At 55.0% G+C, this 13,727-nt stretch carries 12 protein-coding genes; 9 read left to right on the top strand and 3 right to left on the bottom strand.

Annotated elements, in window-relative coordinates; all coding sequences use genetic code 11:
• Positions 1 to 296: 296 nt before the first annotated feature.
• Positions 297 to 2,402, bottom strand: coding sequence for a transglycosylase domain-containing protein (locus V4U84_RS25405; RefSeq protein WP_334075999.1), 2,106 nt, complete (start codon positions 2,400 to 2,402; stop codon positions 297 to 299).
• Between the two features lie 208 nt (positions 2,403 to 2,610).
• On the opposite strand from V4U84_RS25405, the gene speE reads away from it, so the two are divergent.
• The 6 genes from speE to imm47 all read left to right on the top strand — a co-directional run bounded on the left by speE (position 2,611) and on the right by imm47 (position 7,891).
• Positions 2,611 to 3,438: a polyamine aminopropyltransferase gene (gene speE, locus V4U84_RS25400; RefSeq protein ID WP_334075965.1), complete on the top strand. Its 828-nt coding sequence runs from the start codon at positions 2,611 to 2,613 to the stop codon at positions 3,436 to 3,438.
• Between the two features lie 15 nt (positions 3,439 to 3,453).
• Positions 3,454 to 4,323, top strand: a complete 870-nt coding sequence (gene speB, locus V4U84_RS25395; protein WP_334075964.1) for an agmatinase — start codon at positions 3,454 to 3,456, stop codon at positions 4,321 to 4,323.
• A 165-nt stretch (positions 4,324 to 4,488) separates the two neighbouring features.
• The gene (locus V4U84_RS25390) at positions 4,489 to 6,015 is read left to right on the top strand and encodes an ATP-binding protein (protein WP_334075963.1); all 1,527 of its coding nucleotides are present in this window, start codon (positions 4,489 to 4,491) and stop codon (positions 6,013 to 6,015) included.
• On the top strand, positions 6,015 to 6,737 hold the full coding sequence (locus tag V4U84_RS25385) for a response regulator (RefSeq protein ID WP_334075962.1): 723 nt from the start codon (positions 6,015 to 6,017) through the stop codon (positions 6,735 to 6,737). The genes V4U84_RS25390 and V4U84_RS25385 overlap by 1 nt, the downstream gene beginning before the upstream one ends.
• Positions 6,731 to 7,042: a pentapeptide repeat-containing protein gene (locus V4U84_RS25380; RefSeq protein ID WP_334075961.1), complete on the top strand. Its 312-nt coding sequence runs from the start codon at positions 6,731 to 6,733 to the stop codon at positions 7,040 to 7,042. The genes V4U84_RS25385 and V4U84_RS25380 overlap by 7 nt, the downstream gene beginning before the upstream one ends.
• A gap of 57 nt (positions 7,043 to 7,099) precedes the next feature.
• A complete protein-coding gene (imm47, locus tag V4U84_RS25375) occupies positions 7,100 to 7,891 on the top strand; it encodes an Imm47 family immunity protein (protein ID WP_334075960.1) in 792 nt (263 codons plus the stop codon).
• On the opposite strand, the gene V4U84_RS25370 is transcribed toward imm47, so the two are convergent.
• On the bottom strand, positions 7,892 to 8,794 hold the full coding sequence (locus tag V4U84_RS25370) for a hypothetical protein (protein WP_334075959.1): 903 nt from the start codon (positions 8,792 to 8,794) through the stop codon (positions 7,892 to 7,894).
• A 381-nt stretch (positions 8,795 to 9,175) separates the two neighbouring features.
• Here V4U84_RS25370 and V4U84_RS25365 point away from each other — a divergent pair, with 381 nt between their 5' ends.
• The gene (locus V4U84_RS25365; protein ID WP_334075958.1) at positions 9,176 to 9,601 is read left to right on the top strand and encodes a YwiB family protein; all 426 of its coding nucleotides are present in this window, start codon (positions 9,176 to 9,178) and stop codon (positions 9,599 to 9,601) included.
• The gene (argS, locus tag V4U84_RS25360; protein ID WP_334075957.1) at positions 9,598 to 11,277 is read left to right on the top strand and encodes an arginine--tRNA ligase; all 1,680 of its coding nucleotides are present in this window, start codon (positions 9,598 to 9,600) and stop codon (positions 11,275 to 11,277) included. Before V4U84_RS25365 ends, argS begins: the two co-directional genes overlap by 4 nt.
• A 49-nt stretch (positions 11,278 to 11,326) precedes the next feature.
• Here argS and V4U84_RS25355 read toward each other — a convergent pair whose 3' ends face one another.
• On the bottom strand, positions 11,327 to 12,481 hold the full coding sequence (locus V4U84_RS25355; protein WP_334075956.1) for a S8 family peptidase: 1,155 nt from the start codon (positions 12,479 to 12,481) through the stop codon (positions 11,327 to 11,329).
• A 428-nt stretch (positions 12,482 to 12,909) separates the two neighbouring features.
• Between V4U84_RS25355 and rpoE the strand changes: the two genes are divergently transcribed.
• Entirely contained in the window at positions 12,910 to 13,482 is a 573-nt protein-coding gene (gene rpoE, locus V4U84_RS25350; RefSeq protein WP_334075955.1) for a DNA-directed RNA polymerase subunit delta, read from the top strand.
• Positions 13,483 to 13,727: the final 245 nt, after the last annotated feature.

Raw genomic sequence — 13,727 nt, 5'->3', positions numbered from 1 at the left:
AATCCGCCTCTTTACGCGCAAGTTGCTGCACGCTCTCCCTCATCGTTATGTAATCAGCGTCGTCAATTAGCGGGAAAAAGCGGAGCTAAATTCCGGGTAATTGCCCTCGCGGCTCAATTACCTGGAAAAACTCCCGCTAATCGCTCCCACCTTTCGGCAAATCTACCGATCGGGTGGGATTTAGCGGGAGTTTTTCCATCTAATCATTTATCCGGCTCGGCCAAGGGAAAAATAACGGGAGGAAATCCCGTTACTTTCTACGTCGGCGGCGACGCCAGCCCTTGCCGTCTTCTGCGCTAATCCATCCACCAGCGCTTCAGATCGCTCCACCAGGAGCGGCTTTCCTCCTTCTTCTGCACCGGGAGCGGCTTCGCGGGTTCCTCTCCGCCGCCGTGCTCGCCGCAGAACTCGGCGGGTTCCGTGCCCCGCACGAACACCTCCAGCTTTTTGGACGGGCAATCGGGGGTGGCCAGCTTGCCCGTAGCGGTATCGATATAGACGCTGACCACATCGTCCGGCATCGGAAAAATTTTCGGCGGCACCTTCTCCAGCGCCTTCTCCGTGAACTTGGCGAAGATCGGTGCCGCTTTGCGCGACTCGGCCGTGCCGAGCGTCTTGCCCTTGTCGTAACCGACCCAGACGGCCGTCGACAGCTCCGGCGTGAAGCCGACCAGCCAGGCGTCCGTGCTGGTCGTGCCGGTCTTGCCGGCGACCGGCCGCTTGATCTCGGCCGATACCCGGTTGCCGGTGCCGCCGGTTTCAAACACACTTTCCATCAACCGGGTCAGCACATAGGCGGCCGCCGGCTCCACGATTTTTCCCGGTTTAGGGGCGGGCGCCTCATACAAGATGTGCCCCTCGGAATCGGTGATTTTCTGTACGGCGAACGGCTTAACGCTGCGTCCATGGTTGCTTATTACCGCGAAGGCGGTCGCCATTTCGAACGGGCTAACCGGCGAGGTGCCGAGCGCCAGCGAGGGCACGGCCTGAAGCGGGCTCGTGATGCCCATTTTCCGCCCCAGCTCGATAACCTGCTCGGCTCCGACCTTCAGGATCGTGTTGACGGCGTAAATATTGTCCGAGGCCGCAATTGCCTGGCGCATGTCGATGTCGCCCAGATATTTGTCGCCGAAATTTCTCGGGCTGTAGGTTTTGCGGTTGTCATCGTAGTGGAACAAGGTCGGCTCGCTGCTGAACTTACTCGCGCTGGTCAGCTTGCCGGAGGCCAGCGCCGATAAATACATGATCGGCTTGAAGCTCGATCCCGGCTGCCGGGTTGTGGCGAATACGTGATTGTACTGGCTTTGCGTATAGTTGCGGCCGCCTACGAGCGCCTTGATCTCCCCGGTACGCGGGTCGATGGAGACGAGCGCCGCTTCCAGCTCCGGCGCGCCGGCGAGCTCGGAAGCGACCGCGGCTTCCGCCGCCTGCTGTGCGGTCATATCTAGCGTGGTGTGAATCCGAAGTCCGCCATGCTCCAGCAAGCTCTCGTCGATCCCCAGCTCGCCCACCACGATGCTCCGGACGTAATCGCGGAAATAGGGAGCCTGACTGGCTGTCGTCCGCTCCTCTCGGGAGCGGAAGGTCAGGAGCTCCGCGTAGGCTTTGTCCGCCTCGGACTGCGTGATGGCTCCCGTTTCGACCATGACCGAAAGGACGGTTTTTTGCCGGTCTTTTGCATTTTTCATATGGTTAAAGGGTGAGTAATACGTCGGTCCCTTAGGAACGCCCGCCAGCAGGGCGCTCTCCGCCAGGGTGAGTTCTTTGGCCGGTTTGCCGAAATACAGCTGCGATGCCGCCTCGATCCCGTAAGCTCCGTGCCCGTAATAGATTTCGTTCAAATACATCCTTAATATCTCGTCTTTGCTGTATTTCATCTCCAACTGCGTCGTATACATCGCTTCCCGAAGTTTCCGGGACCAGGTGCGCTCGTGGGTCAGATACAGATTCCGGGCGAGCTGCTGCGTCAATGTGCTGGCCCCCTGCAGCTTCCCCATCCCTTTCAGGTTGACAAGGGTCGCGCGGGCCATGCCCTTGAGGTCGAAGCCGAAATGCTCGTAGAACTGCCGGTCCTCGGTCGCCAGTGTAGCTTGAATCAGCCAGGGGGAAATCTCCGCCAGGGCGACGCTTTTCCGATTCCGCTGACCGTCCGAAAATACGGCGATCTCTTTGCCCTGGGCATCCAGCAGCACGGAGTTTTTGTCCGAATTCGCCAGCGGCAAATCGGCCTGAAACAAATACAAGAGCAGGGCTCCGGCCGCGCAGAGGCCGACCAGGCTTAGCGCTCCCAACCATTTCAGCCACAGCCAGCGGCTGCGGCGTCCCGGTTTGCTTTTGCCGCCGCTACGGGTAAGTCTTTGCAAGGGCGGGCGCCTCCTTCCAAACTTCTGGTGTGCTTCCATCTCGATCTTTTTACGATCAGTATGGGAAAGTTTGGGGCACCCCATTCATTTTAAAATGGTTGCATTTTCGGCCTGTTTTAATATAATACAATTTGTTTGGTACAATATAGGAAGTGGAAACTTTGCAAGAAGTGAAACTGGAACCCCGCGTTCGGTATGGGTTGATATGACGGCTAAACACTATTCTGGCGGAAAGAAGGGTTGTACGATGGAATTGTGGTTTACGGAGAAACAAACGCCCGTCTTTGGCATCACGGCAAAAATTCGGGAAACATTGGTAACGGAGAAGACGGATTTTCAGGACCTGGCGATGATCGATACCGAGGAGTTCGGGCGGATGCTCGTGCTGGACGGTATGGTGATGACGACCATCAAGGACGAGTTTGTTTATCATGAGATGGTGGCCCATCCGGCCCTGTTTACCCATCCGAATCCTAAGCATGTGCTCGTGGTCGGCGGCGGTGACGGTGGTGTAATCCGTGAGGTAATTAAGCACCCTGGCGTCGAAAAGGCGGTCCTGGTTGAAATTGACGGGAAAGTTATCGAATATTCGAAAAAATATCTGCCGGAAATCGCCGGTGAACTGGACAACCCTCGGGTTGAGGTTCAGGTGAACGACGGCTATATGCATATCATTGAGAGCAAGAACAAATACGACGTTATTATGGTCGATTCTACGGAACCGGTGGGTCCGGCGGCACCGCTGTTCGAGCGCGGCTTCTATCAAGGCATTTACGAGGCGCTGAAGGATGACGGCATTTTCGTGGCGCAAACGGACAACCCTTGGTTCAAGGCGGACTTGATCCAAAAGGTGAACAAAGACGTGAAGGAAATTTTCCCGATCGTTCGCGTATACGGCGCCAATATCCCTACTTATCCAAGCGGTCTGTGGACTTTCACCATGGGCAGCAAAACCTATGATCCGCTCGAAGTCGACGAGACGAAGATTCCGGAGCTGGATACGAAGTACTATACGCCACGCCTGCATAAAGCGGCCTTCGTGCTGCCGAAGTTCGTGGAAGATCTCGTAAAGTAGGGGGCGAACGATAGAATGAAATTGGACCAAGCTTATTCCGGCAATGTGTTTATTTGCAGTTCGGAGGACTATGCCTCTTCCAAGGCGGTCATCTATGGGATGCCGATGGACTTCACGGTCAGCTACCGTCCGGGCTCCCGGTTCGGCCCCGCCCGAATCCGCCAGGCTTCGGTCGGGCTGGAGGAGTACAGCCCCTACCTGGACAAAAGCATCCTGGACGCGAAATATTTCGATGCCGGGGATTTGCTGCTGCCGTTCGGCAACGCGGCCCGCAGCCTGGATGTGATCGGCGAGTATGTCCGCGGATTGCTGGCGGACGATAAGTTCCCGATCGGTCTTGGCGGCGAGCATCTGGTGTCCTGGCCGGTCATTCAGGCCGTGTACGAGAAGTATCCGGACCTTGCCCTGATTCATATCGATGCCCACGCCGATTTGCGTGAACAGTATGAAGGCGAGCCGCTGTCCCACTCGACGCCGGTCCGTAAAGCCGCTGAGCTGATGGGCGGCAAGAATATTTATCAATTCGGCATCCGTTCCGGCTCCAAAGAAGAGTTCCTGTACGGACGCGAAAATATCAATTTCTATCCGTTTGAGGTTGCGGCCCCGCTGAAGAGCGCGCTTCCGAAGATGGGGCAGCGCCCGGTCTACGTGACGATTGACATCGACGTACTCGATCCGTCCTGCGCACCGGGAACCGGTACGGCCGAAGCCGGCGGCATCACCTCCAAGGAATTGCTGGAAGCGGTCCATCTGATTGCCGGTTCCGACGTGAACGTCGTCGGGTGCGATTTGGTCGAAGTGGCCCCGATCTATGATCCGACCGAGCAAACGCAAATCGTGGCGGCAAAGCTGATTCGCGAGATGCTGCTTGGCTTTGTGAAATAATCTGCCGTATTCATCGCAACAGAAGCACCCTGTTCCCGAATATTTCGGAAGGGGTGCTTTTATATTTTTTTCGCCTTGCCCCCGATGAAAACCCCTTCCGGGCGGTTGCCTAAAAGACGGGGCTTCTATAAGATGAAGCTGTATAGACAATAGGATGTGACCTTTATGAAGCATAAAACCGCCTATTTTTGGATTACTGTCTCCATCATAGGCTTGACGCTGGTCTTAAAGAAGTTTGAGCTTGCCTTCGACCTGGTCAATATCGCTCTTATGTATCTACTGCCGGTGTTGTTTGCTTCGGTTTATGGAGGGAAGGGACCTTCTTTTTACGCGGCGGGGGTGGGCGTGCTGGCCTTTGACTTTTTCTTTGTCCCCCCGTTCCTGAGTTTTACGGTGAAGGACCTGCGGTATGTGCTCTCCTTGATCATTTTTCTGGCCGTTGCCGGCCTGACGGCCAGCTTGGCTACCCGGTTGAAAGAACAGCTTGAGTATTCAAGACAGAGGGAGATTCATACGGCATCCTTGTATGCTTTAAGCCGGGAACTGAGCCATTTTACGGACCTGCATGACCTGCTCGATAACATCTCCAAGCAGGTGTCCCAGACGTTGGGCGCCAAGTCGGCCTTTTACTTGCCCAATCACCGGAACGATTTGGAGTTGACGGCCCCCTCCGCGGTTTCCTCCGGGGAACCGCAAGGAGAGGACGAACGGGCGATCGCCAAATGGGTTTACCAACACGGGAAAACGGCGGGAACAGGAGCGGCCGCCTTCAGTCAATCCTTGAGCCGGTATATTCCCCTGCGGACCGAGGAAGGTATTCATGGCGTTCTGGCAGTCCATCTCGAGAATGTTTCGCTTACTTCCGACATGGAGCGTTTTCTGGAAGCTTTAGGGGGGCTTGCCGCAAGTGCCATCGCACGGGTCAAATTAAGCGAGGAAGCCAAGTTGGCGCATCTTACCGCGGAATCGGAGAAGCTTCGGACCGCGATTCTCGATTCCGTTTCCCACGAACTGCGGACTCCATTGGCCACGATTACTGGCTCCGCCACCGCCTTGATCGAAGGAGAAGGCCTTTTTACTCCGGAGGATCGAAAAGATCTGCTGACTACGATCCAAGACGGGGCTTCCCGGATGAATCGGCTGGTGGCCAATTTGTTGGGCATGGTCAAGCTGGAAAGCGGAATGCTCAGCCTTCGGCACAAATGGTGCGATATCGAGGATTTAATCGGGGTTGTTCTGAAGCAGGTCAAGGATTTCCAGCAGAACCGAAAGCTGCGTGTACGGTTGCCGGACGAGATGCCGCTCATCCGAGGAGATGAAATTCTCCTCGAGCAGGTTCTGGCCAACGTCGTAAGCAACGCCATTAAATATTCGCCGGATTTTAGCGAAGTGGATATTGACGTCCATGCGGAATCGGAGTCGCTGTTCGTCTCCGTCACCGATGCCGGCATCGGCATCCGGGAGGAGGAGAAGGAACGTATTTTTGATAAATTTTACCGGTCGGACCGGACCAAGCATGTGACGGGAACGGGACTGGGTCTGGCCATCTGCAAGGGGATCGTAGAACTTCACGGGGGAACGATCTCGGCGGAGCCTAGAGAGGGTCAGGGGACGGTGGTGACGATTTCTCTACCATTAGAAGCCCCGCATGACGACCCCACTTTTTTACTTCGGACGGGGAGCAGTGAATAATGAGTATGACGGAAAAAGGAGCGCGAATTTTGGTCATTGACGACGAGCCCCAAATTCGCAAGCTGCTCAAAGTAACTTTACAGGCCCATCACTATGAAATTCATGAGGCCGCCGCGGGAGAGGAAGGGGTTGCACAGGCCTCCGTCAATCCCCCCGATTTGATCATCCTGGACTTGGGGCTGCCGGATCTGAGCGGTCTGGAGGTACTGAAACGGATACGCGAATGGTCTCCGGTTCCGATCATCGTCCTCACCGCCAAAGATCGGGAAGAGGATAAGATTGTGGCACTGGATAGCGGGGCCGATGATTATGTGACGAAGCCTTTCGGCATGGGCGAACTGGTCGCAAGAATCCGCGTCGCACTCCGCCATGTGGCCAAAACCGCCCATGAACCGATTTTGAAGTTCGGCGAGCTGGTGATCGACCTGGCACAACGAAACGTGGAACTGGGCGGGGAACGGGTGAAATTAACCCCGACGGAATACGATCTGCTGAAGATTCTGGCCTCCAACGCGGGGAAGGTGGTCACGCAAAGGCAGCTACTGCAGCAGGTTTGGGGCAGTCATTACAACGAATCGGACAGTCACTATTTGCGGGTCTACATCGGGCATTTGCGCAAGAAGCTGGAGGAGGATTCGACCCGGCCCAAATATATTTTGACCGAGCCCGGGATTGGTTACCGGTTTATCGCGCAGGATGAAGGGGGAACGAGCGAATGCTGACGCAGCAAGCCCTGAATCAAATGGCTGAGGATCACGCCTTATGGATCTCTGTGAAGGCCTGTTTCGTATTCTCCACCCTAAGCAGCACAAAATTTATCAATTGTCGGTTAACCAGAGCCTCTTTCAAGAATTCCAGACTGCAAGATGTGGATTTTACCGGTGCCGACCTGTCGGATGCGGATTTCTCCAACGCACAGTTAAGCCGGGTTACTTTTAACGGGGCTTATTTTAATGAAAAAACGATATGGCCGGAGCATTTCAATCCAACCCAAGCCGGAATGATTCTTACTATGATGAAGAGCTGATGTGTTACTGGATCAAGGAGGATCGATCTACCGGCCGATAAGGAAGTGAAAACACCGATGTGGACCAACTATAGAAGCAGCGGCACGTGGTATGGACCCGTTTCGGACTGCGATATTCTACAAATTAAAGAGGGTATGGTACGCGCAAAAACGGAAAAAGAGCTTTTACGGCTCCTTTTGGAACTATTCAAGTGGGGTGATTTTTCGCAGAAGCCGCTTTTCATTGAACTGTTGAACCATACGGACGATGAAGTGGTGTTGCATTTGGGCATCAAGGTCTTTTGCTCCATCTGCACGCATGAGGATTTACGGGATCCGGACAACCTGTACTTCTTGGGAGATGCCGATGCCGAGGCGGTTCAGGTCTTTGCGTCGGCAGCCGTGTCCACGCTTTCCCTCGAGGTCATTCCCTATCTTTTGGCCTTACTTGAGCATTGGGATGAACGTGCCGATACTTCGAGGGAGCTCCGAGACACGATCGATACGTTTACGGATTGCCGAAAAGTCATAGGTAACCGGGCCACTGTCGATGAATTAGGGCAGGCCTATATCGACTACACCGAAGCGCTGGATATGCAAAAATATTACTATCGCACAAAACCGGCGTTTCCCGGGGATTTGACAAAGGTCCTCATGGAACGGGTCTTCATGGCGGCAAATCAGGGACACCCGCTCGGCATGGAACAAATCCCCGCCCTTCTGTCGATTTGGTCGGGTGAGAAGGTGCCCGGGGAATCACATACGGTGATTCACTCGGGCAACTATCAACACTTTGTAGCCTATGTACAAAGCCTGGCAAAGAAATCGTGGGAAAAAGGCGCCAAGTACTTTTACGGACATCAACTGTAATCAGTCCATAAACATGGTCGTAACGAGACGCGCTTCGATTAGAAGGGGAGCGCCCGCCTGAAATTTGAAAGTAGCCACCGCTTCATTCGTAAAATAGACAAGGAAGGTATAAGCCTCCTGGTTATGAAGCTCCCCTTCTCCCATCACGCCCCGAATTTGTTCCATAGAGATGTCGAAAGGCGCAGGCACGGTGATGGCATAAATATAGCCATCGCATAATTCCATCTGAAAGCTCCCGAAATCGCAGTGATCGCCCTCTATGGCAAGAGGAGACTTCGGACCGATGTTTCCTTGAATAAACGACGCAGCTTCTGCGCCAAGGGGAAATCCCCGGTAGATATGGTTTTGGACAGACTCGCGAATTTCTTCCATCCATGCTTGGAAGCCCAAGTCTTCCCCAAGCCGAATCGGCTCGTAACTCATAGCCCGTTCTATGATTTCCTCCGGCTCCAAGTCCTCCCAATAAACCAGGTCGGACACCCCCGGCATCGGTACGTTGGCCTCAAGCAGCTGCAGACAGAACATCGATTCTCCATGAGATATCTCGCTGTCTTGCAGCCGGCGCACGATCTCCACCAACTCTTCCCGGGTAATGTCGGGCACGCGCCGGGGTTCCGGGCTGCAGGCCTCCTCAACCAAGTCCTCCAGAGACATGGATCTCCAGTAGTTTGCAAAAACGTAAACATCATAATTCCTGCCCGTCGCCTCATTAAATGCGGCCATTTCTTTCCCGGCATCTTTTCCCTCATCAAGGATGGCTTCAATCTGTTCGATCTCTTGTTTCAATTTGGATTTAAACGCGGCATCCCGTTGCAGGGGGCGCAGGCATTCTCGCAATTCGATGGGGTTCACGTCCTTTGGGTTTAATCGGCCGACAATTTCCGGCTTTTTCTGAATAATCATACCATATAGTGGTATATTGGTCTCATAAGGGTCTCAATCGAACTCGGAAGAAATCTTCATGAGGCAGCCGTCAAACAATCACCTCACTTTAAGAGAAAAGTCTGCAAATCTGCAGGCATTTCTGTCTTCCCGAAGAGCTTTGGGCAAATAGATGCGATTGTGCAGGAATTTGAAAAGAAGCAGCTCCATATTTAAAAATACCTGCGGATTTGCACGTTTTCATAAATCAATGAAGCAGTAATCTAGACTGTGAAGCCCATCGTGTACCGTTCGTATCATCTGAGTATAGGCTTGTTCCGTATTGAATTGCGGAAATGAACTGGATATAGTAGTACAATAGGGTACAATGTATTAATGTATTAGAGAATGGAGAATCCAGACATGCCGGATCAAATCAGGGCCAAAATCGTGATGACGAGCCGCCAGGGCGGGGATGAGACCGTTCAGGAGCTGGCGGGCGAGGTGTTTGCCCGGGGAGATACGGCCTACATTCGCTACGAGGAGCCGGAACGGGGGCCGACAGGCGGGGCGACGCGGACCATGGTCAAAATCTCTGGCGGAACTTTGAAAATCATGCGCCACGGCGAGGTCGAATCGGAGCAGAATTTCCAGGTCGGGCGCAAGCTTCCGGGCTTTTACCGCTCGCCTTTTACGACATTTAACTTGTCCACGCATACGAAATCGCTGGAAACCCGTTTGAATGGAGCATTTGGGCATATCGCCTGGGAATATGATTTGTACGTGTTTGAAGAATTATCGGGACATTTCGCCATTAGTTTACATATACAGGAGGACATTTCAAGATGACAGTAAATCCATTGGAACAGATCAATCAGGCTTTAAAAGAAGCCATCCTTGACGCCATCGTCGGCGCGGGACTCGCACAACGCGAAGAAATTCCGGCCATCGTACTGGAGGTGCCGAAAGATAAGGCGCACGGCGACCTGGCTACCAACGCGGCCATGCAGTTGTCCCGAATCGCCAAGAAGAACCCGCGCCAGATTGCCGAAGAGATCGTCGGCCATTTGGACTACGCCAAGGCGGGCATCGAGAAGGCGGAGATTGCGGGCCCGGGCTTCATTAACTTCACGCTCGGCAAAAGCTACCTATATCCCGTGATCGGCGAAGTGCACCGTCAAGGCGAAAATTATGGCCGGGTCACCAAGGGGAGCGGACAGAAGGTTCAGGTGGAATTCGTGAGCGCCAACCCGACGGGAAGCCTGCACTTGGGACATGCCCGCGGGGCGGCCGTGGGCGACGTGCTCTGCAATGTGCTTGATTTTGCGGGCTACAAGGTTACCCGGGAGTACTATATTAATGATGCCGGAAATCAGGTCGTGAATCTGAGCAGGTCGATCGAGGCCCGTTATTTGCAGGAGTTGGGACAAGACGCCGAAATGCCGGAAGACGGCTACCACGGGGAAGACATCAAGGGCTTTGCCAAAGAACTCGTCGCGGAGAAGGGGGACGCCCTGCTGTCCATGCCTCCGGAGGAGCGGGCTGCCTTTTTACGGACCTATGGTCTGGAAAAAGAACTCGCCAAGATCAAACGCGATCTCGGCCGGTTCCGTGTCGGCTTTGATGTATGGTTCAGCGAAACCTCGCTGTACGAGAACGGACAGGTCGAAGCGTCCCTGAAGGAGCTTAGCGACAAAGGCCAAACCTATGAGCAGGACGATGCCGTTTGGCTGCGGACGACCGATTATGGCGACGACAAGGACCGCGTGCTTGTCAAAAACGACGGAACGTATACGTACCTGACGCCGGATATCGCCTACCACCGCAACAAATACGACCGCGGCTTCGATCGGATGATCAACATTTGGGGTGCCGATCACCACGGCTATATTCCGCGCGTCAAGGCCGCCATGCAGGCCATCGGCAACGACCCGGACAAGCTGACGGTGCTGATCGCCCAGATGGTCAGCCTGTTCCAGGACGGCGAAAAGGTAAAAATGTCGAAACGGACCGGCAAGGCCGTAACGATGGTCGATTTGATGGATGAAGTGGGCGTCGACGCCATCCGCTATTTCTTCACGATGCGGAGCATGGACTCGCATCTGGATTTCGATATGGATCTCGCGATTTCGACATCGAACGAGAACCCGGTTTACTACGTGCAGTACGCGCATGCGCGGATCTGCAGCATTTTCCGCCAGGCCGAGGAGCAGGGCGTTGCGATTCCTTCGTCGGAGCAGGCGAACCTGGGCAAGCTGACGGCGGAACACGAGTTCGACTTGCTGCGGAAAATGGGCGAGCTGCCGGAGGAAATCGCCGTAGCGGCCGAGAACTACGCTCCGCACCGCCTTGTGCGCTATGTGTACGAGCTGTCTGCCATGCTGCACAGCTACTACAGAGCGGAGCGGGTCATCACCGAGGACGCGGAGCAAACCGCCGCGCGCCTCGTGCTGCTCGGAGCCGTTCGCACCGTCATTGCGAACGTTTTGAAGCTCATCGGCGTGTCCGCGCCGGAGCGTATGTAGCAGGCAGCCCCCGGCCTAAGCCGCCGGGGCTGCCCGAAAGCCGTCAGGGTCAAGACTTCCCTGACGGCTTTTTGCCGGCTGCGGCGGGTCTGCCGCGCAGCAGCCGGGCAGCGTGCACTTCCCCGGGGCCGGATTTGGCCCCCGGGGAGGACAGCTTGCGCGCGGTGCGGCGCAGCCGCCGCTTGATCTCGCCCGGCGTGAGCCCCGGGCGGAGCGCCAGCAGCAGCGCGATCGACCCGCTGACGTGCGAGGTGGCCATCGAGGTCCCGTTCATTTCGCGGTACCCGCCGCCGAGCCAGCACGACTTGATCTTTTCGCCGGGCGCGTAAATGTCGATGCACGGCCCGTGGTTGCTGAACGGAGCGACGCGCCCGTCCCGGCCGGTCGCTCCGACGGAGATCGTGTGGGGGTACCGGGCGGGGTAGTCGGCACTGCGGCTTTTTTTATCGTTGCCCGAGGAGGCCACGACGACGATCCCCGCGTGGTAAGCCCGGCGGATTGTGTTCTGAAGCGACATGCTTTTGTTTTTCATCCCAAAGCTCATATTAATGATATGCATGCGGTTTTGGACGCACCAATCGATGCCGAGGATAATGTCGGATACGTAGGCGGACCCGTTGTGGTCGAACGCTTTGACCGGATAGATCAAGGAGCGGGGCGCTACGCCCATCATCCCCCGGGAGCCGCCGGAAGCGGCGATGGTTCCCGCGATATGCGTGCCATGGCCGTTATCGTCATAGGGGAGACTCATCTGGTTCAATAGATTGACGCCCCTGGCCAGGGAATGCCGAAGATCGGGATGGCTGAAATCGGCCCCCGTGTCGATGACTCCGATACGGATTTGATTGCCGGTGGAGACCGACCAGGCTTCGGGGGCGCCGATCCGCCGGACTCCCCAAGGAACCCCTGCGGCGGGATCCTTGCTAGGCGTGGCGGCGTGAACCGAGACCCGGATATCCTCCTCGACGAGAAGGCCGAACCGGTCCCGGATTCCTCCAGCCGGAGCCATAGGGCAAAACAGGGCTTGAAGCAAGGAGGAGCTTCGCACCCGCCGCAGAGCCGGATAGTGGCTCTTCCGCCTCCGCAGTTGGCGCGTCATTTCGGCAAAAATCGCCGGATGCGTAAAGCGGATGATATGTCGACCGCTTTTTCCGGAGGTGTCAATGTGGTCATTCAAATACCGCAGGAAGCTGGAGTAATCCATTCAAGGTAGCCCTCCTGACGAAGCGTGTTGCAGTATTGTATGACAGCACCCCACACTCGGAATGGGGAAGTGGCCCTTCTCCCGGCAAAATGGGCAGTTTCGGCATGGCGGAGGGAAGGGCTTCCCCCGGATTTGTAAAGTTGGGCCATCCCATACCGTGTCAAAGCGGGAAAATGGACATAGGATAAGGTGAAGGCCGCCTAAGGCTTTCACCATCTTCCGCGGGGGCGCAGGCATCCTCCGAAGTGGATACAGTCATGGGGTGAAGAGCTTCGGCTCTTCGCCTCTTCGCCATGAACGGACACGGTTTGGGCACAACTAAAAACTTGCTTTTTAATGACAAATAAGGTTTACTATTTTGTGATATGGATATGTTAGTTAGGAAATCAACCTTTTTGTGAAATTGCGTGAGAGGAAGTGTCCGTTTCGTGAGTACCCCGCTCAATTTGAAAATCGACCCGGAGAAAGTGCACGAAATCCCGATGGTCGACTTGGCCTTTATGATTTTGAAGGCGGCGAATACGCCGTATTATTACCGCGACCTGATGAACGAGGTGGCCAAACTCCGCGGCATGTCGGAGGAAGAAATCAACGAAGCGATCGCTCAGCTATACACCGAGATTAACATCGACGGCCGTTTCGCCTGTGTCGGCACTAATCTGTGGGGGCTGAAACGCTGGTACCCGATCGAGCGTTCGGAGGATCCGGTAGGGAACTCCAAGCGTCCGCGCATCATTAACGATGACGACGATGATTTGGATGATGATGTATTTGCCGAGGAAGAAGAGGATACCTTCGCTTCGGACGACGAAGATGACGATTTCGACGCGGTCGATGAGGACTCGGACGACGATTTGTTCTCCGATGACGACGATGAGGAAGTCGAGGAAGTCGAGGACGACGCTATTCTGGACGATGAAGATCTGGATGAGGACGATGATCTGGAGGAAGAAGCCGACGAAGAGGGCGACTTTGATGACAACGATGAACTGGATCGGTAAGGTGTGAAACCGGGCCCGCTCCTTCACCGTTTTGCCTTTTTACCTTCTCTTGACACAGGGTAAGGTAACGGGTAAACTATTGCATGGGCTTATGATTCAAACCTATAAAAGTATGTAAATAAAAAGTGCCCCGACCTGTTCGGGTGTCACTTTTTTGTTTTTTTATGCCTATTTTTGCTATGTTTTACAGCGGAATGGGTTACGCTACGCATATTGATCTACAAGTCGCCTGAAGGCAACCCGTA

Source organism: Paenibacillus sanfengchensis (assembly GCF_036864765.1).
Taxonomy (GTDB): Bacteria; Bacillota; Bacilli; order Paenibacillales; family Paenibacillaceae; genus Fontibacillus; species Fontibacillus sanfengchensis.
Note: the sequence above shows the minus strand (reverse complement) of the source record. Positions and strands in the feature narration are given on the sequence as shown.

What these genes read in the sequence shown, in the direction of transcription:
- V4U84_RS25405 (WP_334075999.1), bottom strand. Translation starts at nt 2,402, where the DNA reads ATGGAAGCACACCAGAAGTTTGGAAGGAGGCGCCCGCCCTTGCAAAGA.
- speE (WP_334075965.1), top strand. Translation starts at nt 2,611, where the DNA reads ATGGAATTGTGGTTTACGGAGAAACAAACGCCCGTCTTTGGCATCACG.
- speB (WP_334075964.1), top strand. Translation starts at nt 3,454, where the DNA reads ATGAAATTGGACCAAGCTTATTCCGGCAATGTGTTTATTTGCAGTTCG.
- V4U84_RS25390 (WP_334075963.1), top strand. Translation starts at nt 4,489, where the DNA reads ATGAAGCATAAAACCGCCTATTTTTGGATTACTGTCTCCATCATAGGC.
- V4U84_RS25385 (WP_334075962.1), top strand. Translation starts at nt 6,015, where the DNA reads ATGAGTATGACGGAAAAAGGAGCGCGAATTTTGGTCATTGACGACGAG.
- V4U84_RS25380 (WP_334075961.1), top strand. Translation starts at nt 6,731, where the DNA reads ATGCTGACGCAGCAAGCCCTGAATCAAATGGCTGAGGATCACGCCTTA.
- imm47 (WP_334075960.1), top strand. Translation starts at nt 7,100, where the DNA reads ATGTGGACCAACTATAGAAGCAGCGGCACGTGGTATGGACCCGTTTCG.
- V4U84_RS25370 (WP_334075959.1), bottom strand. Translation starts at nt 8,794, where the DNA reads ATGATTATTCAGAAAAAGCCGGAAATTGTCGGCCGATTAAACCCAAAG.
- V4U84_RS25365 (WP_334075958.1), top strand. Translation starts at nt 9,176, where the DNA reads ATGCCGGATCAAATCAGGGCCAAAATCGTGATGACGAGCCGCCAGGGC.
- argS (WP_334075957.1), top strand. Translation starts at nt 9,598, where the DNA reads ATGACAGTAAATCCATTGGAACAGATCAATCAGGCTTTAAAAGAAGCC.
- V4U84_RS25355 (WP_334075956.1), bottom strand. Translation starts at nt 12,481, where the DNA reads ATGGATTACTCCAGCTTCCTGCGGTATTTGAATGACCACATTGACACC.